This window comes from Litchfieldella qijiaojingensis (assembly GCF_014651875.1).
In the GTDB taxonomy this organism is placed as follows: domain Bacteria; phylum Pseudomonadota; class Gammaproteobacteria; order Pseudomonadales; family Halomonadaceae; genus Litchfieldella; species Litchfieldella qijiaojingensis.
In genome coordinates, this window is sequence record NZ_BMXS01000019.1 from 64,575 (window position 1) to 83,976 (window position 19,402).

The window sequence follows — 19,402 nt, forward strand, 5'->3', positions numbered from 1 at the left end:
TCCGCTCAATAGCCGGTCATTTCCAGATAGCCGACCCCCGAGTGGCTACCCTTCACCACCACATCGCCTTCCCAGTAGGGGAAGGCGGTGTCCATCCAGCGATCCACGTGGCGTGCACTCACGGTCACGTCCAGCTCTTGGGACGGAAGACGCAGCCGCCAACGGGTGGGCACCTGGCGTCCGGCCACCGAACTGTGCGTCACGGGAGTCAAGCGCAGGTCATCGTCGGCAAGCGGGGTCTGTCGTCCGTCCGGATCGATCCAGCTTCCCGAGACATAGTCGCCGCCTTCCTCGCCACCGCCACGCAGGCGAAAGGCCATCAGCTTGGCGCCACCCGCCAGGTGCAGCGAGAACCAGTCCCAGCCGCGCTGGGTAGGGCCCAGCAACTGGCTGCTCCACTCGCGATCCAGCCAGGCTCGGCCGCTGACTTCGCGTGTCTCACCGTCGATCTCGACCTGCCCCTCGACCCGGTAAAACGGTTGGCTGTAGTAGAAGGAGCCTTGGCCGTCGGCGGACTTCTGGCTGAAGCCTGCCTCGCCGTGCAGCACTAGTGGGCCTTCGGCGCTCAGCGCGAGGCGGTAGCCGAAGTCGTGTCCATCGTCGCGTCCTTGTGCTCGAACCAGCAGGCGGTCCAAGGCGTCGCCGGCTGGGTCGGTCACCCGGCTTTCCAGGCGCCAATGATCCAGCCAGGCGGCGAAGGGCTCGGTTATGACCCCGGCCTGGCCGCGGCGGTCGGGCAGCGTCATGCCGCGCGCGAAGCGTTCGGCGACGAAATGGTCATCCGGCGTCGACAGGGCGGCGTGGGCCATCCATAGCTGACGGCTGGTCCAGGGCGAGTCGGCGCGTTCGGGGTCATTGTCACCGGGCGGGGCCAAGGCCTGGCGAAACAATGTCCACTGAATGCCCAGCGGTGTGCCATTGCCATCCACGAGGTTGGCGGTCAGGTACCACCACTCGATACGGTAGTCGGGATGGGTGCCATGGTCCTCGGGGAAGCGTAGCGAGGCTCCGGGACGCGCTTGGGTGTAGCCTTCGGCCTGCTCGCCCAGCCCGGCAAAGCTCTCGGGCGGCGGCTCGGCGCCGCGCTGCTGCAAGGCCAGCAGCGCGGCGAGCAGCGCCGTCAGCCCCAACGCGAGCCAGGCGCGAAAGCGTCTCGAGCGTTTGGCCGGGTTCATAGGGCATCGAACTCCGTCAATAGGGTACGTGGCGAGGTCCGCCATAGCCGCCAGGCGGGCAGCAGCGCGGCGAGCAGCGCCACACCTACGGCCAGCCCCAGGGTGGCGGCGATCTGACCCGGGAAGACATGTAGCGGCAGGCGCCAGCCGAAGGCCGCGACGTTGATCACCGCGACCAGGCACCAGGTCAGGGCCAGACCCAGGGGCACGGCCAGTGCCGCGGTGACAAGGGCCGCCCCGCCGAGTTGGGCAATGCTCGCGCCGACCAATGGCCCGCGCGAGACGCCCAAGGCCCATAGTGGGGCGAGCTGGCTGCGGCGCTGGCCGGTCTGGGCCAGCAGGCTCGACAGCAATGCCAGCCCCGCGACCCCAAGCGTCAGGGTATTCAGGGCCCGGGTGATGGCGAAGGTGCGCTCGAAGATCTCGGTCGAACGGCGCTGAATCTCGCGTTGGTCGATCAAGCTGTCGCCGCCGATGCCGAGGGTCTGGCTCAGGTCACGGCGCAAGGCCGCGATGGCCCCCGGCGCTACCTGCCGGTCCAGTACGATACCGATCGAGTCGGGGGCGGTCTGGAAGCGCTCGCTCAGGTGTGGGGCGGTCAACATCACTTCGCCTCGCGGATTGCCGTAGTCGGGGTAGATCGCGGCGATAGGCAGCTCCATCGGCCCCGTCGGGCTCGACAGGCGCAGCCATTGCCCCGGCGCCAGGCCGGTGGCCAAGGCGAGTTGCTCGTTGATCATCGCCGCGCCTCGTGCGAAGGCCTGCCAGGCCGATGCGTCATCCTCCTGACTGGCCAGCAGAGGCCAATGCTCGGTCAGCGCCGGGTGGGGCGTGACGCCATACACGTTCACCGGCCGGGGCTGGCGCTGCGAACTCGCGCTGCCGAGCAAGGTGGCCTCGGCTCGTGCCCGGGGCAGCAGGGTGGCGACTTCGTCGCGCGCTTCGAGCCAATCGACGGCAGCTTCGTACCGAGCGGGAGGCGGGCGCAGGTAGAGATCGGCGACCAGGCGCTGGTCCAGCCACTCGAGAAAGGTCAGCCGGAACCCGCCGACCATGCTGCCCACGCCAAGGTTGGCCGACAGCGCCAGCAGCAATGCCATCATCGCCACCGACAACCGCGGCAGTTGCAGCTGCAGATCGGCCAGTGCCCATTGGGCCAACGGACGCCGCCGCAGTAGACGTGCGAGCGCGGCGAGCAGCATGGCCAGTAGCGGCGGTAGCCACAGTGCGCTGCCCAGCAGCCCCGCCGCGATCATCACGAAGCCCGGAGTCAGCCCCTCCGCTGGTGGCTGGCGTTCGAGCCACGCCAGCAAGCCCCCGGCAATCAGCCACAGCAGGCCGCCGGCCAGTGCCATGCCGCGCAGCTGGCGCAGGAACTGTCCGCGCCAGGCCTGGGCCCGGCCCAGACCGAGCACGTCAAGTCGGGCTGCCCGCCACAACGTGCCCAGCCCGGCGGTCAAGAGCCCGCCCAAGGTGACCGCCAACCCGCCCAACCAGTAGTGCCAGGGGAGCGCGAGTTCGCTGCCCACGCGCTCGCCATACAGGGCCTGCAGGCTGGCGGCGACATCGGGCAGCAGCCACTGGGCCAGCCACACGCCGCTGAGGATACCCAGCGCGGCTCCCAGCACCCCCAACATCAGAAGTTCGCCCAGCAACAGGCTGACCAGTGCCCGGCCCGACACCCCCAGGGCACGCAGGGTACGCATCAGCCCCAGGCGTTGCTCGAGGGTCAGGCTGAGCGCCGCATGCACGATCAACAGCCCCACCACCAAGGCCAGCAGGGCCATGGCGGTCAAGTTGAGGTGGAAGCTGTCGGTCAACTGACCCGGCGCCGCCAGGTTCTCGGCGGCACTGCGCACCAGTGGCTGGGGCAGATCAAGTCGTGCCTCCGGAGCCACCAGCAGACGACTCAGGTCGTCGCGCTCGAGCAGTTCGAGAGCGGCGGCGATGTCCATTACCGCCACGCCCGGGGGCAGCTCCGGCGCCAGTTCCAGTGGCGGTAACTGGCGGCCATCGGCCAGCGGTGGGAGCGTATCATCTTCCTCCGTCAGCGATGCCAGCGTGTCGGGGGCCAGGCGGGTACGATAGGGTGGCTGCAGAAAATCGGCCAGTGTCGCGGTGCCGCCAGCGGTCCGAAAGCCGCTGCCTTCCGGCAAGGTCAGGGGGTCGATCCCCATCACCTCCAGACGGCTGCCGCCGGCAAGTTCGAGCTCGCCTGTCACCAGCGGCGATACCGGTGCGCCTGCCAGGCGCAGCGACAAGTAGTCGTCCAGAGTCAGCGGCAGGCCATCGCGGCGCTCGATGCGATCGAGCCCGGTGCTGAACAGTGCCTCGGCACGCGCATAGCTGTCGCGGGCCGAAGCGTTGATCGCCTGTACGCCGCTCCACAGTGCGCTGGCTACCCACAGCCCCACCAGCAGCATGGCAAGCTGGCCGGGATGGCGGCGATAGTGCGAGAACAGGGCGAGGAAGGCGGTTCGCTGTGACGCGGCATTCACGGCGATGCCTCCGCGATCCGGCCGTGGCTGAGCCTTAGGCAGCGGTCGAGCGGTGCCGCCACCCGTGGGCTGTGGGTGACCATCAGCAGCGCGCAACCGCTGTCTCCGACCAGCTCCAACAGCAAGGTCAGGACCTCGTCGGCGCTGGTCTCGTCGAGGTTGCCGGTGGGTTCGTCGGCGAGCAATAGGGCGGGGCGGGTCGCCAATGCGCGGCCGATCGCCAGGCGCTGTTGCTGGCCGCCGGAAAGCTGTTCCGGGTAGCGCCCGGCCATTGAGGCAAGCCCCAGGCGCTCGAGCAGTTCCCGGCTCCAGGCGGCATCCTCGCGACCGGCCAGCCGCGCCTGCAGGCGCAGGTTGTCGGCCACGTTGAGGCTTGGCACCAGGTGGTACTGCTGGAATACCAGACCCAGCCGCTCGCGACGCAGACGCGCCCGTGTGGGCTCGTCCAGTGCCGACAGCGGTCGGCCATCGAGGCGCACCTCGCCATCGTCGGGAGTGTCGAGTCCCGCGGCCAGATGCAGCAGGGTCGACTTGCCGCTGCCCGACTCGCCCATCAAGGCCAGGCTCTCGCCGACGGCCAGGCGCAAGTCGACACCCTGGAGTACACACAAGGGTCCCTGCGGCGTGGGATAGGACTTGCTGATGTGGCGAAGTTCGAGCATGACGCTCCTTGGCAACGGTCAGGCCCGATCATATTCCCACAAAAAAGGCGCCACCCGAAGGTGGCGCCCAATCCAGCCAATAAGCGGTTCTTCAGTGGCTATGGCCATGGTCATGATCATGCTCGTCGTGGCCATGATCATGGTCGTCATCGTGGCTGTGCTCTCGGTCATCGTCGTCGTGACCCGGCACGGCCAGGGCATCGTGCAGCACGCTGGCGTTGTGGCGCATCATGCCCAGGTAGGTGCTGGCCTCGCCTTCGCTGGCCAGGGCATCGGCGTATAGCGTGCCGGCGATGGGCAGGCCGGCTTCCTCGGCGAGCTGATCGATGGTGGAGGGATTGGTCATGCTCTCGTGGAACAGGGCTTGGATGCCCTGTTCGTGAATCACGTCGAGCAGCGCCGCCATATCCGCTGCCGAAGGGTCGACCTCGGTGGACAGTCCGGCCGGCGACAGGAAACGCACGCCATAGGCATTGGAGAAATAGCCGAAGGAGTCGTGGCCGGTCACCACACCGGTGTCATTCGGGATTTCGCCGATCAGGGCGCGGATTTCCGCGTCGGTGGCTTCGAGCTCGTTGATGTAGCGCTCGGCGTTTTGGCGATAGGCTTCGGCGTTGTCCGGGTCGGCCTCGATCAGCCCGTCGCGGATATTGGCGACGTAGAGCTTGCCCAGCGACAGGTTCTGCCAGGCATGCGGGTCCCGGTCGCCATGGTCGTGTTCGTCATGTTCATCGTCGTGGCCGTGATCATCATGATCTTCGTGGTCGTCATGTCCATGTTCATCGTCGTGCTCATCATGGCCATGCGCATAACCGTGTTCGTGGCCATGGTAGGCCAGGGTCTCGATACCGTCGGTGGCGATCACCAGCGGCCCCGCGTAGTCGCTGGAATCGATCAGACGTTCCATCCAGCCTTCGAACTGCAGCCCGTTGAACACCACCAGATCGGCCTCGGCCAGGGCGCGGGCATGGCTGGGGCTGGGCGAGAACACATGGGTATCGCTATCCGGGCCGACCAACGACGTCACCGCGACATGCTCGCCGCCCACGTTTTTGGCCATGTCCGCCAGGATACTGAAGCTGGCGACGACATCGATAGGTTCATCGGCGTAAGCCGGAGAGAGGGCGAAAGCGCTGGAAGTGCCCAGCAGGATCCCGAATGCGAGCGGTTTGTGCATTGATGACGTTCCTCGTCGATGGTTGTCGGTTGGCGGCGAGACTAGGCGGCACCGCCGGTTTCCAAGGGAGTGGCACGCCGGCGCAGCTTGCTCAGCAGGCTGTGATAGCGGCCCAGCAGAGCCGAGAAAACATACCCGACGCCGGCCAGCATGATGATGCTAGGCCCGGATGGCAGCGCCAGGTGATAGGAGAGCAGCAGCCCACCAGTGCTGGCGATCATCGCCCATACCACGGCGATCGCCATCAGGCCTTCCAGGCGCTTGCTCCAGAAGCGGGCGGTGGTGGCCGGCAACATCATCAGGCCGACCGCCATCAGGGTTCCCAGGGTCTGGAAGCCGGCGGTCAGGTTGAGCACTACCAGTGCCAGGAACAGGCCGTGCACCAGACCATGACGCACGCCCTGGCCGCGCAGGAACAACGGGTCCAGGCACTCCACCACCAAGGCGCGGAACATCAGCGCCATGGCCAGCACGATGACGCTGCTGATGCCGGCGATCAGCACCAGTGCGGTGGTATTGACGGCCAGGATCGAGCCGAACAGTACATGGGTCAGGTCGACGCTGCTGCCGCCCAGCGAGACCAACATCACCCCGGCGGCCAGTGAAATCAGGAAGAAGCTGGCCATGGCCGCATCCTCGCGGTGGCCGGTCATTTGCGACACGCTACCGGCCAGCCCCGCCACCAACAGCCCGGAAAGCATGCCGCCCAGGCTCATCACCGGCAGTGAGAAACCGGCCAGCAAGAAGCCCAGGGCGACCCCGGGGAGAATGGCATGGGCCATGGCGTCGCCGATCAGGCTCATGCCGCGCAGCATCAGGAACACGCCGAGCGGTGGCGCGGCCAACGACAGTGCCAACCCGGCGATCATGGCCCGGCGCATGAAGCCGTAGTCGAAAGGAGCGATGAACAGGGAATTCAATAGATCGAGCATGGCGGCTACTTGGGGAAGTCGAAGGACAGGATTGGCGCATGATGATGGCGCTGGGAGCCGCCATGGTGATTCTCGAGAATGGCCTGCGGGGTCGTCCATTGGCCGTGTCCACCCGCCAGCACCAGTACGTGATCGGCCAGCCGCGCGAGCTGTTCCAGGTCATGCAGGACCACGATGATGGTCGTGCCCCGGTCGGCCATATCGCGCAACACTTCGGTCAATACCTCGACGGTTTCCATGTCGACGTTGGAGAAGGGCTCGTCGAGCAGCAGCAGTTCGGCTTCCTGCATCAGGGTACGGCCCAGCAGGGCGCGCTGGCGCTGGCCGCCGGACAGTTCGCCCAGCGGGCGATGGGCAAGGTGCGAGATGCCCAGCCGAGCCATCACTTCGCGCGCCTTGCGGTAATGTGGGCCGCAATAGCCCAGTAGGGCACCATGGCTCGGCCAAGTACCGGTCATGATCAGCTCTTCCACGCTCATCGGGAAGGTCAGATCCAGCGCCAGTTGCTGCGGCAGCCAGGCACGACGCTCCTTGGGTACGTCGCATTCGACACTGCCGCCAATCGGTTTGAGCTCGCCCATGATCGCCTGGATCAGGGTGCTCTTGCCGGCTCCATTGGCGCCCACCAAGGCGGTCACGGCGCCTTCCTCGAAGGTGCCTTCGATATGCTCGAGCACCGTGCGCTCCCCTTGGGCCAGGTGCAGATCCTTGAGTCGCAGCCGCATCAGCCCCACCACCCCGCGGCCCAGGCCACCGCTAGCCACAGCCCGGCCAGGGGCACGGCCACGAGTAGCACTCTGCGGCCTGCCGCCAGCGACATCAGGGAAAAATGACAGGGGCCTTCCGGCCGATGATGATGACGGTGCGCCATGGGAGTTACCTCGAAACGACCGAGAAAGTTATAACATAACAATAGAAGAAAAGACCAGCGACGAAGCGTCGCGTCCATGTCCCGCATCGACAAATTGCGACGGGTCTGGATCGGCCACCTATGATAGTGGCCAGGGGAAAGGGAAAAAAGAGCGTCAGTGCTTCCCTAGTAGCGGATGTGCACCCCAACTTGATCGGGCGCCACCACCAGAGCGTACTCGTAGTCCAAGTGCAGGCCGCCCATCGACACTCGTGCCGGCTGGAAACGGTTCACGGCCAGGCCCGCCTGGTTGGGTTGGGTGAAGATCTGTAGTTCATTGACCAGCATGCCGGTGGCGAAACTGATGGCGCCATCGCGCGGGCGGTCGTCGCCGACGCCGATCACCAGCCCACCGACCGTATTCACGATCAGCGAGCCCAGGCGCGCCCGCAACGCCCGACGCTCGCGCTCCACCGCGGCGGTTTGCCGGATCAACGCCCGAGCGCGGGTGAGGTCGTCCTCCGCGTATAATTGCTCCATCTCGCGCCTGGCCTGGGGGTGCGGCTGGCGATCGAAAAACATCCCGCCTAGTGCCAGGGCCGACTTCACCGCACCGACCCGGGCATCGAAGCGGTCGTCGTTATCGCTCGCCTCGCTGGCCAGGTAGGCATTGGCCGCCAGGGTGGTGGCGTAGAAGCCCGTCCAGCCGTACTGCCAGTAGTTGGCATGACGTTCGCCACGCTCCAGCGCATCGCGATAGGCATCCCATTCCTGTTGGGCCGACTGGGCCATGGCGAAAGAGGGAAGGGCCAGCGTCAGGCTGGCGAGCAGGACGAACGGTACGGCACGGGAAGTGGACATGGACGCTCCCTGTCAGGCGGGGGGAATGGGGATAAAGGTAGCACCGGCGACAGTACTGGCACAGGGGCAGCCGATTCTGCATTCGGGCTAAACTGAATAGCATCAGCCACAGAAGGAGTGCGTCATGGCTACCGATGTCACGACCATCTCCAAGGCTCGTCGCAACCTCGAACGCTTGTGCGATGACGTCTGCAAGCGCCACGAACCGCTCATCATCACCCGCAAGAACGGTCGTCATGTAGTGTTGTTATCATTGGAAGATTTCCGCCACTTCACGGGCGAGCAAGAGCCGAGCTCCGACAACCTGGACAACCTCTACATCGACCTGGAGCGCGAGGAGGATGCTTGAGCATTAGTGGCTCTGAGACGTGGCTAAAGAGAAGCCTGTTTCACCGCCGGACAGAGAGGGTTACGCTAATGTGCCACATGGCCCCGATCAGTGGATCCGCCTTGCGGTGATTCAGGTGATGGGCGGCTGTTCGTTGCAGGCTAGGGATAGCACCATGATCGATCGAGAGGGTATCGAACAAGCCCCTGACCAGATTATCGATATCGCCGATTGGCCGGTATATAAGGACTACGATGTCTTCCCGGAAGGTGCCAGGGACAAGACGCTACGGGTCTGCCCCGAGCCTCCACTTTTCAGATTCTGTCTTCCTGGCCATCGCTACCTGTTCAAGGAGGCGATCAAGAGTGCCAAGAATCCAGGGCAGCCAAGACACCCTGATCAGTATTGGGCGGAAGTGATTGCCTTCCGCATCGGCCGACTCATGGGGCTGACGGTTCCTCCCGTGTTCGTCGCCATTAACTCGGCCACGAACGAGCCCGGGACCGTTAACGAGTGGTTCATGGACTACCCCGGGAGTGAGGATGAGCGCTATTTTCCGGGCGGCGACTATATGCAGCGTCTAATACCGGGATACGACCGCCACAAGGGTCGCGAGCACAATCTGACCACTATCATCATGCTCAGCAGGGCGTTGATGCGTAACAACCTACTGGCTCATGACTGGAAACCCTACTGGGGGCTATGTCTGTGCTTCGATGCCCTGATCGGCAACACTGACCGGCATCAGGAAAACTGGGGCCTGATCTGGAGTAACGATGGTCCAAGGGCACGCCTCGCGCCATACTTTGACAACGGCACTAGCCTGGGCCATGAGTTGCAGCCAAAGAAGATGCAGCGCATGATGCGTGACCCCAACGAGCTGAACGCCTATCTGCACAGAGGAGAGCATCAGATGCGTTGGGCAAAGGGGGATCCTCGACGCCTGCCACTAATAGAGGGCGTCGTACGGTATTGTGAGCACTACCCGGAAGTTCGGCCGATACTGATAGAGCGGCTGAGCCAGTGGCATGAAGAAGCGCTGGAGGCCATGCTGCTGAACCTGACCCGCTTCGATATGCCAGCTCCCTTCACACAAAGTCGCGCCGAATTCGTTGCCTTCCTGACCCTGACTAGGAGAGAGCGCCTGCTACAGGCTCTGGAGAACTGACATGAACCGCTTTATCGAACATCTGGTGGAACCGCGTCGGCTGCTGCTTTACTGGCAGGCCCGCGAGAGCAAGAAGCGCTCTCGTTACCGCGTGGGCCAGCTAGTGAAGCGGGGTGATCAGGTGGTACTGGAATATGACTTGGAAGGGCCCGATATGGCTGAGGCTCGTGAGATGGGGTTCCAGGGGTATCTAGCGTTTCCTCTAGAGCAGGCTGAGCACCATCATCAAGTGCTGGAGGCCTTCATGCGGCGCCTCCCGCCGCGTAGCCGTCGCGACTTTGGCCGTTATCTGGAGCTTCGGGCTATCCGTGTTGATGCTGAAATCAGCAACTTTGCTCTGCTGGGCTACAGCGGTGCCAAGCTGCCCAATGATGGCTTCGAGCTGGTACATCCGTTCGACGAACCACCCGAAATATTCGAGGTGCTGCTGGAGGTGGCCGGGTTCCGCCATGAGTCTCAGGTCGAGGTGGGAGAGCTCAAAGAGGGGGATACCATCCGCTTTGTGCCAGAGCCTGGGAACGCCTACGACTCACAAGCGATTCGCGTGGAGTGTCGCGGTCGGAAGCTTGGCTATGCTCCGCGTGGGCATCTCGATATGCTGCATCGCATGCTCCAGCAGGGAGCCCGCCTGGAAGGTGAGATCTTCCGCATCAATGGGACTAGCGAGCGGCCGTTGGTGTATATACTGACGCGCATAGCACAAGCCTGCCGCGAGCATGCTCACTCTTATACGGCGGTTAGCTATTAATCCAATCTACTAATCCCAGCGAATCCAGCGTTTCAGTTCCGGGGCATTGGCGATCTGGATCTGCTGGGCGCGCGGATCGGGCTCCGAGTGATTGGGATTCACGCCCAACTCGCGCAGGGCATAGAGCACCAGCGGCCCACGGCAATTCAGCACCAGCTCGCCATCCGTCATCCCGTAGTCGATCATGATCAAGCGCTGTTCCGCCGCCGGTAGACGCCGGTCGGGGATCAGCCGCACCTCGACCCTGGTCCGCCACTCCTGGTCGCGCTTTGCATCGTGCTCGCCCAGCATCTCTCCCATGGGCTCAGGCACGCCACGAAAGCGGCTCAGCACGAAATCGCGGTAATCGCGATGTTTCTCGCAGAAGGCCCGCACATGCCAGCGCCCGGCAGCGAACACCAAGGTATGCGGCACGATGATGCGATCCTCGCCCTCAGGGCTGGTGAAGGATGCGTAGGTCACTTCCAGGCGTAGCCCCTGGCGCGATGCCTTGACTAGCTCGCGTACCACCCGTGGCGACACCTTGCGGCTGGGCAACGGCAGCGACTCGGTATCCGCCGTGCCCAGGCCCAGCCCGGCGAAGGGCGAATCCAACCCCAGGTGAGAACCCAATAAATGCAGGTACTCCTCCACCTGGCCCCGGGTGAATTCTGCCTGGAAATTCGGGCTGGGAAGAAAACCCTTTCGCGACTCGTCATACACCAAGTTGTGAGGAAATAAATCACGATATTGTCGCAATATCTTCTGCGACTGTTGGCGCCCGATTCCGAATGCCTTGCCAAGCTGAGACGAGGCAACTCGCCCCTCCCATAACGCCAGAATTTCGATCAACCGATAGCGGGCCAACGTATCCCAGGGGAGCGGTGAGGGGGTTGGCATAGAGCCTCCTTGTCTAAGCCATTAATGCCAGGAGTGTGCCGGAAAAAGCGACTGGGATGAATAGTACCCTGGTTTGATGTACATCAGTGGCAGGACTGAGGGAGGGGTGCTTAGATGGATAGGGCGACTATAAACAACAGGCAGGGAATGCATGTACTACGCTCATTCCACATCGACAACCGATAAATCCGACTGGCAGACGCTGGAGAGCCACCTCAAGACAGTGGGCGTCTTGGCTGCTGAGCGGGCAAATCGTTTTGGTGCCGTTGAGTGGGGTGAGGCGGTTGGGCTACTCCACGATGTTGGTAAGTACACCGTTCCCTTTCAGCGGCGCTTGGAAGGCTCTCCTGAGCGAGTCGATCACTCCACGGCTGGCGCGCATATCGCCATCGAGAAGTACCCTCAAGTTGGCCATCTGCTGGCCTATCTGATCGCTGGCCACCATGCGGGGCTGGCCAATGGTCGGGATATCGGCGAACGCAGGCCGCTCAAGGACCGCCTGGAGGCAGAGCTGCCGTCGTTGGATCCGGTGTGGCAACGGGAGATTACGCTCCCCGGCACGCTACCACTTCCAGCGGGATTTACTCCCATACGCGACCGCAAGTTTTTCCAGGCAGCCTTCCTTGCACGGATGATCTTTTCCTGCCTAGTCGATGCCGATTTCATTGATACCGAGACCTTCTATGCCGTGCATGAGAAGGGCGTGCCGCATACGCGTGGTGGTGGGCCGCCGCTTGATCTATTGAGAGAGGCGCTGAATCAGCGCTTGGCCACCTTCAAGGCGGACAGCGACGTCAATCGCCTGCGTGGCGAGATACTCTCACACATGCGTGCCCAAGCTGAGCTGTCGCCTGGCAGGTTCACACTGACGGTACCAACCGGAGGCGGCAAGACATTGGCCTCCTTGGCATTCGCCCTCGACCACGCCATTACCCACGGCATGGATCGGGTGATCTATGTGATTCCGTTCACCAGCATCGTCGAGCAGAACGCTGCCGTGTTTCGCGATGCCTTGGGAGAGCATGGCGAGGCGGCGGTTTTGGAACACCATAGCGCCTTCGATGCTGGCGGCCAGCGCGACCGCCACAGTATCGACAAGCTGCGCCGCGATAGCGAGAACTGGGATGCGCCGATTGTTGTCACCACGTCCGTGCAGTTCTTCGAGAGCCTGTTCGCTGCCAAAACTTCACGTTGCCGCAAGCTGCACAATATCGCCAATAGTGTGGTGATCCTCGACGAGGCGCAGACCATGCCGCTGCCACTTCTGCGGCCCAGCGTCGCGGCATTGGATGAACTGGCACTTAACTATCGCGCCAGTATTGTGCTGTGTACGGCAACCCAGCCGGCGCTGGCCGAAACCGATGACCCCGAGAACAGCTTTGCCGGCGGTTTACGCGATCCCAAGGAGCTTGCGCCAGATCCTGATCGCCTGTACCGCCAACTGGAACGCGTCAGTGTGCGTCATATTGGAACGCTGGACGATGAAGCACTGCGCGACGAACTGCTCGCGACCGAGCAGGTGCTGTGCATCGTCAACAACCGACGTCATGCGCGGGCGCTGTTCGAGTCTATCGCCGACCGACCTGGTGCCTTTCACCTCACCACCGCCATGTGCGCTGTGCATCGTCGCCAGGTATTGGCCGAGATACGCGCGACTCTTGATGCTGGATTGCCTTGTCGGGTGGTATCCACGTCTTTGATTGAAGCGGGTGTCGATGTCGACTTCCCACGTGTATTGCGTGCCGAAGCGGGGTTGGATTCCATCGCTCAGGCGGCGGGGCGCTGTAACCGTGAAGGCAAGCGCCCAGCAGTGGAAAGCGATGTCGCCATCTTCGCCACGGCCAACGACGACTGGGCGCCGCCGCCTGAACTCAAGCAGTTCGCCCAGGCCACCGTCGAAGTGCTTAGGCACCATGGTGACGATCCCTTGTCGTTGGAAGCGATAGATGCCTACTTCCGGTTGCTTTACTGGCAGCAGGGATTGCAGCGGCTGGATCGTCATGGCCTGTTGAAACTGGTCGAGGATGGTCGCCTCGAAGGCATCCCCTTCGAAACTCTTGAGCAGAAGTTCCGCATGATCGAGAACAACCAGCGCGCCGTGATCATTCCCTTCGACGACAAGGCCCGCGCCGCGCTGAGGGAACTGGCGTATGCCGAGGGAGTGGGCGGTATCGCCCGAAAACTACAGCCCTATACGGTTCAGGTGCCGCAGCAGGGCTTCGCCGCACTGGAGCGGGTTGGTGCTATTGCGCCTGTCGAGCCTGATAAGTTTGGCGAGCAATTCATGGAGCTGGTCAACGAGGACCTCTATGACGAGCGGTTGGGACTGAACTGGAGCGATCCGACATTTCGTTCCGATGAGTCTAATATTTGGTGAAACCAATACTAATCATCAGGGAACAAGGAGCAGCAGATGACATATGGGGTTCGTCTGCATATCTGGGGGGAGCGGGCCTGCTTTACGCGGCCCGAGATGAAGGTCGAGCGTGTCTCCTACGATGTGATCACGCCTTCCGCGGCGCGCGGCATTCTGGAGGCCATTCACTGGAAGCCGGCGATTCGCTGGTGCGTGGATCGCATCCATGTGCTGAAACCGATCCGCTTCGAGTCGCTGCGGCGTAACGAAGTCGCGGGCAAGCTGCCCTCTTCGACCGTCTCCAAGGCGATGAAGGCGGGGCGTGTCGACGATGTGGCCTACTTCGTCGACCAGAATCGACAGCAGCGCGCCGCGACCATACTGCGTGACGTCGGCTATGTGATCGAGGCGCACTTCGAGTTCACGCCGCGCGCCGATGAAAGCGATACCCCCGGCAAGCATCTGGATATCTTCAATCGTCGCGCCCGGCAGGGACAATGCTTCCATATGCCGTGCCTGGGCACACGGGAGTTTCCCGCCAGCTTTGCACTGGTCGAAACCGATGCCGCCATACCTCCAGTGGACACTCAGTTGAGCGGTGAGCGCGACCTGGGCTACATGCTGCACGATATCGACTTTGCCAACGGCAAGACGCCACGCTTTTTTCGCGCCAGGATGCAGGATGGCGTGATCGAGGTGCCGCCTTTTGAGGAGGCCTTGGCATGATCCTCACCGCCCTCAACGATTACTACCAGCGACTAGCGGCAGAAGACAAGGTGCCGATGCCAGGCTTCAGCAGCGAGAAAGTCAGCTTTTGCCTGGTCTTTGCCCAAGACGGAAAGCCGCTACAGATCGTCGATCTGCGCGACACCTCTGGTAAGAAGCCACGGCCGAGCCCTTGTCAGGTGCCTGTCGACAAGAGGCGTACCTCGGGCATCCACGCCTATCCACTGTGGGACAAGACCGCCTATGCCCTCGGTGTCTCCGCCGGTGAAGGCAAGCGCCTGGCCGATGAGCATGCGGCGTTCAAGGCGCGTCAGTTCGAGCTTTTCGGTGAGAGCGATGATCCCGAGCTGAACGCCTTCCTGAGGCTGCTCGAACAATGGCGGCCGGATCAACTCACCGAGCTCCCTGGGTACAGCGAAGAGGTGTTGGATACCAACGTCATATTTCGGCTCGATGGCAAGCATCAGTATCTGCATGAGAATCGAGAAGCGCGCCGGCTATGGGGAACCGTGCTGGAAAGTGGTGAAGGGGAGTCGGGGCAGTGTTTGATCACCGGGGAGATCGCCCCCTTGGGTACCGACCACCCTGCGATCAGGGGCGTCAGGGATGCCCAGTCGTCAGGTGCATCTCTTGTGTCGTTCAACAGTGAGGCTTACAACTCCTATGGCAATAAGGGGCAGGCCAATGCCTCGATCTCCAAGGCGGCCATCTTCGGTTACTCCACGGCTCTCAATCATTTGCTTCGGGGAGATACCGACAACCGGCAACGCTTACAGATCGGCGATGCTACTGTCGTGTTCTGGGCCAAGGCGAGGGATGCGGCACATGCCACAGCCGCTGAAAATTTTTTCGCTCTGCTCAACGAACCGCCCACCGATGAGCAGCAAGCCGCCAAGTTGGGTACTTTGCTGACTGACATTGCCCAGGGGCGTCCTTTGAAAGAGCTGGATCCGATGCTGGAGCCGGATACCCAGTTCTTCGTGCTTGGGCTAGCCCCCAATGCTGCACGTCTATCAGTGCGTTTCTGGTATGTGGATACTCTGGAGCACCTGGCGCAGCACTATGCCCACCACCACCAAGACATGTCGCTAGAGCCTTCCCCTTGGAAAGGCATGATGCCGGGAGCGTGGCGATTAGCGCTGCAGACGGCGCCTATTCATGGCGATAGGCCGAAATCTGAGGATGTGCTGCCGCAGCTCGCAGGAGAGCTGATGCGCTCCATTCTGACTGGTTCACGTTACCCACGCTCTTTGCTCAACAATATCGTCATGCGTTTTCGCAATGACGGCAAGATCAGCGGCATTCGAGTCGCACTCTGCAAGGCTGTACTCGCACGCGAGGGCCGCCTCGCGGTGCATTCGAACTCAACCACTCAGGAGGTGCCCGTGAGTCTCGATCCACAATCCACCCACCCCGGCTACTTGCTGGGCAGGCTATTCGCCGAATTGGAAAATGCGCAGCGCAGCGCTCTCGGCAATGAAGTCAATGCCACCATCCGTGATCGTTACTACGGTGCCGCCTCGGCGACACCGGCTAGCGTTTTTCCCATGTTGTTGCGCAATGTTCAGCACCATCTGTCGAATATGCGCAAGAAGGACAAGGGGGGGCTGGCGCATAAGATTGAAACCGAGATAGGTACCATCATCGATGGGCTGGGCAATAGCTTCCCGAGAAGTCTACGCATCGAGGACCAAGGGCGTTTTGCGATCGGTTACTACCATCAGTCGCAAGCACGCTTTGCCAAGAAAGACAGCACCGCTAAAAACGCAGAAACTGAGCAGGGAGAGTCAGAATGAGTGCTATCGCCAATCGCTATGAATTTGTGCTGCTGTTCGATGTCACCAATGGCAATCCCAATGGTGACCCGGATGCTGGCAACCTGCCGAGGCTCGACCCGGAGACCAACCAGGGCCTGGTGACCGATGTCTGCCTCAAGCGCAAGATCCGCAACTATGTCGCTCTGGAGAAGGAAAAAGACGCCGGCTATGCCATCTATATGCAGGAAAAGTCGGTACTCAACAACCAGCACAAGAAGGCGTACGACGCACTTGATATCAAGCCAGAGGCCAAGAAGTTGCCAAAGGACGAGGCCAAGGCGCGCGAACTGACCGCCTGGATGTGCCAAAACTTTTACGACGTAAGGACCTTCGGCGCGGTGATGACCACCGAGGTCAATTCCGGGCAGGTGCGTGGCCCGGTACAGATGGCCTTTGCCAGCTCCATCGACCCGGTGGTGCCGATGGAGGTCTCCATCACCCGCATGGCGGTCACCAACGAGCGCGATCTCGAGAAGGAGCGCACCATGGGCCGCAAGCATATCATTCCCTATGGCCTCTATCGTGCCCATGGCTATGTGTCGGCGAAGTTGGCGGAACGCACCAGCTTCTCCGAGGATGATCTCGAGCTGCTCTGGCGCGCGCTGGTCAATATGTTCGAGCATGACCGCTCGGCGGCACGAGGTGAGATGTCGGCGCGCAAGCTGATCGTCTTCAAGCATGACCACCCGATGGGCAACGCACCTGCGCATCAACTATTCGATAGCGTGAAGGTAAAGCGTGTCGAAGGCGAGGAAGATACTCCGGCTCGCCACTATAGCGATTATCGTGTTTCCATCGACGCCGAAGCATTGCCGGCAGGTGTCAGTGTGATCGAGCGTCTGTAGGCAACACGGATGGAGGATGACGCTCGCCCGATCCCAATTTCGGCGCTTCAGCACCATCTGTTCTGTCCGCGCCAGTGTGCATTGATCCACCTTGAGCAGCAGTGGACAGAGAATCGCTACACGGCGGAAGGGCGCATCCTCCACGAACGTGCCGATCATCTGGGGCATGAGCGTCGACGTGGCATTCACACCACCATGGCGTTGCCACTAGCCAGCGAGACGCTTGGGTTGACCGGCGTTGCCGATGTGGTCGAGTTTGACGAAAGCCAGGAACCGGTGATCGTGAGGCCCATCGAGTACAAACGTGGTCGGCCCAAGGCCCATCGTGCCGATGAGGTCCAGCTCTGTGCACAGGCGCTTTGCCTGGAGGAGATGCTAAACGTCAGGGTCGAGCAGGGCGCGCTCTACTATGGCAAGACGCGGCGGCGCAAGATCGTCGCGTTCGACGATGAGTTGCGGGCATTGACCCTGCGCGTCATCGCTGAGACGCGTGCGCTCTTCGATAGCAACCGTACGCCATCCGCTACCTATGAGCCCAAGCGCTGCGATCGTTGCTCGCTGATCGATATCTGCCAGCCGCAGGTGATGGGCAAGCAGCGCTCGGCAAGCCGCTGGCTGGCGCGTCAAATTCAATCTCTGGATGAGTGAATCGTATGCGCCGTCAGCTCAATACGCTCTATATCACCACCGAAGGTGCCTGGCTCAAGAAAGACGGAGCCAACGTGGTCATGGATGTCGAAGGCAAGGAGCGGGCGCGGCTACCCATCCATATGCTCGAATCGCTGGTATGTTTCGGCAGGGTGCTGGTATCGCCACCGTTGATGGGGTTCTGTGCCGAACAAGGAGTGACCATCACTCACTTGTCGCCCAACGGTAAGTTCCTTGCGCGTATCGAAGGGCCGGTATCCGGCAACGTACTGCTGAGGCGCACCCAGTACCGTACCAGCGACGAGGAAATCGGCTGTGCCGCCATCGTCCGTGGAATGTTGATCGGCAAGGTGCACAATCAGCGCGCGGTGATCGCCAGGGGGCTGCGTGACTATGGCAGTAAGCTGGATCCGCCCGAACGCGAAGGGTTGGAAAAGGCGCGTACCCGCCTGGGCAGGATCGCATGCGACCTGTTGAGAGAGTCCACAACGAATGGATTGCGCGGCCTGGAAGGAGAAGCCGCGCAGGTCTATTTCAGTGTCTTCGATAGCCTCGTTCGCCATGATGGAGAAACTTTCCGCTTTACCGGACGCAACCGTCGTCCGCCCCGGGATCGTATCAATGCCTTGCTCTCATTTCTTTACACGCTGCTGACTCACGACTGTCGCTCGGCACTGGAGAGTGTGGGGCTCGATCCCGCGGTGGGGTTTCTGCATCGGGACCGGCCGGGACGGCCAAGCCTGGCGCTTGATCTCGCCGAGGAGTTCAGACCGTTGCTTGGCGATCGTTTGGCATTGACGTTGGTCAATCGTCGGCAGCTTCGGGAGAAGGATTTTACGGTTGCCGAAAGTGGCGGCGTAGTACTGACCGACGATGCCCGAAAGATAGTCCTTACCGCCTATCAGGAGCGTAAGCGCGAAGAGCTCAACCATGCCTTTATTGGCGAGAAGGCGCCAATTGGCATGTTGCCGATCCTGCAGGCGCAATTGCTGGCGCGCCATCTGCGTGGCGATCTGGATGCCTACCCACCCTTCCTGTGGAAATGACCTGTCAATGAGGAGAGCGCAGCGATGATGGTTCTGGTCAGCTACGATGTCAGCACCTCTTCCGAAGGTGGCGATGGGCGGCTACGTCGTGTGGCGAAAGCCTGCCGTGACGTGGGGCAGCGCGTACAATTTTCGGTCTTCGAGATAGAAGTCGAACCCGATCAATGGGTAATGCTTCGTCAGCGGTTGATCGACTTGATCGACGATGAAGTTGATAGCCTGCGTTTCTATTTCCTGGGCCGGAACTGGAAAAACCGCATCGAACATATCGGTGCCAAGCCTGCCATGGACATGAACGGCCCCCTCGTTTTCTAGCTATCCTGTTGCTCTGCGAACCACAAGTGTCCTGCGTTTCTCTGGCAGGTTCGCAGCTCTTTAACAATCTGTTTTTCTGAATGTTCTTAAGTTTTATTTTGTGTGTTGGGGAATTAGAGCCTTCTGAAAGACCTCTTTCGCTGATATGCGGGTATTTCGCTCGTCTTATCAAAGCGTTATAAAGGAACAGTCGCGGCCCGCCCGGGCCGCGCGGATAGAAACTGGGAGTGGCTGGACTCCAGAACCGCCACGTCCAGGTCGCGGCCCGCCCGGGCCGCGCGGATAGAAACCAGCACCGGGGCAGGCCCGGCAATCGAGGTCACGTCGCGGCCCGCCCGGGCCGCGCGGATAGAAACACTGCCAGTAGCAGG

Annotated in this window: 19 protein-coding genes; 10 read left to right on the plus strand and 9 right to left on the minus strand. The window is 61.9% G+C overall.

The window, feature by feature from the left end; translation table 11 throughout:
• Nucleotides 1–5: 5 nt before the first annotated feature.
• The 8 genes from IE093_RS16450 to IE093_RS16485 form a co-directional block, all read right to left on the minus strand.
• Nucleotides 6–1,175 carry a lipocalin-like domain-containing protein gene (locus IE093_RS16450; protein WP_189471082.1) on the minus strand — a complete coding sequence of 390 codons (1,170 nt, stop codon included), beginning with the start codon at nt 1,173–1,175 and terminating at the stop codon, nt 6–8.
• Nucleotides 1,172–3,673, minus strand: coding sequence for an FtsX-like permease family protein (locus IE093_RS16455; RefSeq protein WP_189471084.1), 2,502 nt, complete (start codon nt 3,671–3,673; stop codon nt 1,172–1,174). The genes IE093_RS16450 and IE093_RS16455 overlap by 4 nt, the downstream gene beginning before the upstream one ends.
• Complete coding sequence (locus tag IE093_RS16460; protein ID WP_189471086.1) at nt 3,670–4,335, minus strand: ABC transporter ATP-binding protein; 666 nt, start codon at nt 4,333–4,335, stop codon at nt 3,670–3,672. The genes IE093_RS16455 and IE093_RS16460 overlap by 4 nt, the downstream gene beginning before the upstream one ends.
• A gap of 91 nt (nt 4,336–4,426) precedes the next feature.
• Nucleotides 4,427–5,512 carry a metal ABC transporter solute-binding protein, Zn/Mn family gene (locus IE093_RS16465; protein ID WP_189471088.1) on the minus strand — a complete coding sequence of 362 codons (1,086 nt, stop codon included), beginning with the start codon at nt 5,510–5,512 and terminating at the stop codon, nt 4,427–4,429.
• A gap of 41 nt (nt 5,513–5,553) precedes the next feature.
• The gene (locus tag IE093_RS16470; RefSeq protein WP_189471090.1) at nt 5,554–6,444 is read right to left on the minus strand and encodes a metal ABC transporter permease; all 891 of its coding nucleotides are present in this window, start codon (nt 6,442–6,444) and stop codon (nt 5,554–5,556) included.
• Between the two features lie 5 nt (nt 6,445–6,449).
• The gene (locus IE093_RS16475) at nt 6,450–7,169 is read right to left on the minus strand and encodes a metal ABC transporter ATP-binding protein (protein WP_189471092.1); all 720 of its coding nucleotides are present in this window, start codon (nt 7,167–7,169) and stop codon (nt 6,450–6,452) included.
• Nucleotides 7,169–7,315 (minus strand): hypothetical protein, encoded by a 147-nt coding sequence (locus IE093_RS16480; RefSeq protein WP_189471093.1) that lies wholly within the window; start codon nt 7,313–7,315, stop codon nt 7,169–7,171. The genes IE093_RS16475 and IE093_RS16480 overlap by 1 nt, the downstream gene beginning before the upstream one ends.
• A 165-nt stretch (nt 7,316–7,480) precedes the next feature.
• Nucleotides 7,481–8,155, minus strand: coding sequence for a hypothetical protein (locus IE093_RS16485; RefSeq protein WP_189471095.1), 675 nt, complete (start codon nt 8,153–8,155; stop codon nt 7,481–7,483).
• Nucleotides 8,156–8,279: 124 nt separating this feature from the next.
• Between IE093_RS16485 and IE093_RS16490 the strand changes: the two genes are divergently transcribed.
• From IE093_RS16490 to IE093_RS16500, 3 genes are all read left to right on the plus strand, one after another.
• On the plus strand, nt 8,280–8,504 hold the full coding sequence (locus IE093_RS16490) for a type II toxin-antitoxin system Phd/YefM family antitoxin (RefSeq protein ID WP_189471097.1): 225 nt from the start codon (nt 8,280–8,282) through the stop codon (nt 8,502–8,504).
• Between the two features lie 154 nt (nt 8,505–8,658).
• Complete coding sequence (locus IE093_RS16495; protein ID WP_189471099.1) at nt 8,659–9,651, plus strand: HipA domain-containing protein; 993 nt, start codon at nt 8,659–8,661, stop codon at nt 9,649–9,651.
• Nucleotide 9,652: 1 nt separating this feature from the next.
• Nucleotides 9,653–10,399, plus strand: coding sequence for an HIRAN domain-containing protein (locus IE093_RS16500; protein ID WP_189471101.1), 747 nt, complete (start codon nt 9,653–9,655; stop codon nt 10,397–10,399).
• Between the two features lie 9 nt (nt 10,400–10,408).
• Here IE093_RS16500 and IE093_RS16505 read toward each other — a convergent pair whose 3' ends face one another.
• On the minus strand, nt 10,409–11,278 hold the full coding sequence (locus IE093_RS16505; protein WP_189471103.1) for a WYL domain-containing protein: 870 nt from the start codon (nt 11,276–11,278) through the stop codon (nt 10,409–10,411).
• Between the two features lie 151 nt (nt 11,279–11,429).
• On the opposite strand from IE093_RS16505, the gene IE093_RS16510 reads away from it, so the two are divergent.
• From IE093_RS16510 to cas2, 7 genes are read left to right on the plus strand one after another with little or no spacing between them, the layout of a single operon-like run.
• On the plus strand, nt 11,430–13,655 hold the full coding sequence (locus IE093_RS16510; RefSeq protein WP_189471105.1) for a CRISPR-associated endonuclease Cas3'': 2,226 nt from the start codon (nt 11,430–11,432) through the stop codon (nt 13,653–13,655).
• A gap of 36 nt (nt 13,656–13,691) precedes the next feature.
• Complete coding sequence (gene cas5c / locus IE093_RS16515) at nt 13,692–14,360, plus strand: type I-C CRISPR-associated protein Cas5c (RefSeq protein ID WP_189471106.1); 669 nt, start codon at nt 13,692–13,694, stop codon at nt 14,358–14,360.
• Nucleotides 14,357–16,156 carry a type I-C CRISPR-associated protein Cas8c/Csd1 gene (gene cas8c / locus IE093_RS16520; RefSeq protein ID WP_189471107.1) on the plus strand — a complete coding sequence of 600 codons (1,800 nt, stop codon included), beginning with the start codon at nt 14,357–14,359 and terminating at the stop codon, nt 16,154–16,156. Before cas5c ends, cas8c begins: the two co-directional genes overlap by 4 nt.
• Nucleotides 16,153–17,022 (plus strand): type I-C CRISPR-associated protein Cas7/Csd2, encoded by an 870-nt coding sequence (gene cas7c, locus IE093_RS16525; protein WP_189471108.1) that lies wholly within the window; start codon nt 16,153–16,155, stop codon nt 17,020–17,022. Before cas8c ends, cas7c begins: the two co-directional genes overlap by 4 nt.
• Before the next feature lie 9 nt (nt 17,023–17,031).
• Nucleotides 17,032–17,670, plus strand: coding sequence for a CRISPR-associated protein Cas4 (gene cas4 / locus IE093_RS16530; protein WP_189471109.1), 639 nt, complete (start codon nt 17,032–17,034; stop codon nt 17,668–17,670).
• A 5-nt stretch (nt 17,671–17,675) separates the two neighbouring features.
• On the plus strand, nt 17,676–18,716 hold the full coding sequence (cas1c, locus tag IE093_RS16535; RefSeq protein ID WP_189471110.1) for a type I-C CRISPR-associated endonuclease Cas1c: 1,041 nt from the start codon (nt 17,676–17,678) through the stop codon (nt 18,714–18,716).
• Nucleotides 18,717–18,740: 24 nt separating this feature from the next.
• Nucleotides 18,741–19,031, plus strand: coding sequence for a CRISPR-associated endonuclease Cas2 (gene cas2, locus IE093_RS16540; protein ID WP_189471111.1), 291 nt, complete (start codon nt 18,741–18,743; stop codon nt 19,029–19,031).
• The last annotated feature ends 371 nt before the right edge of the window (nt 19,032–19,402 follow it).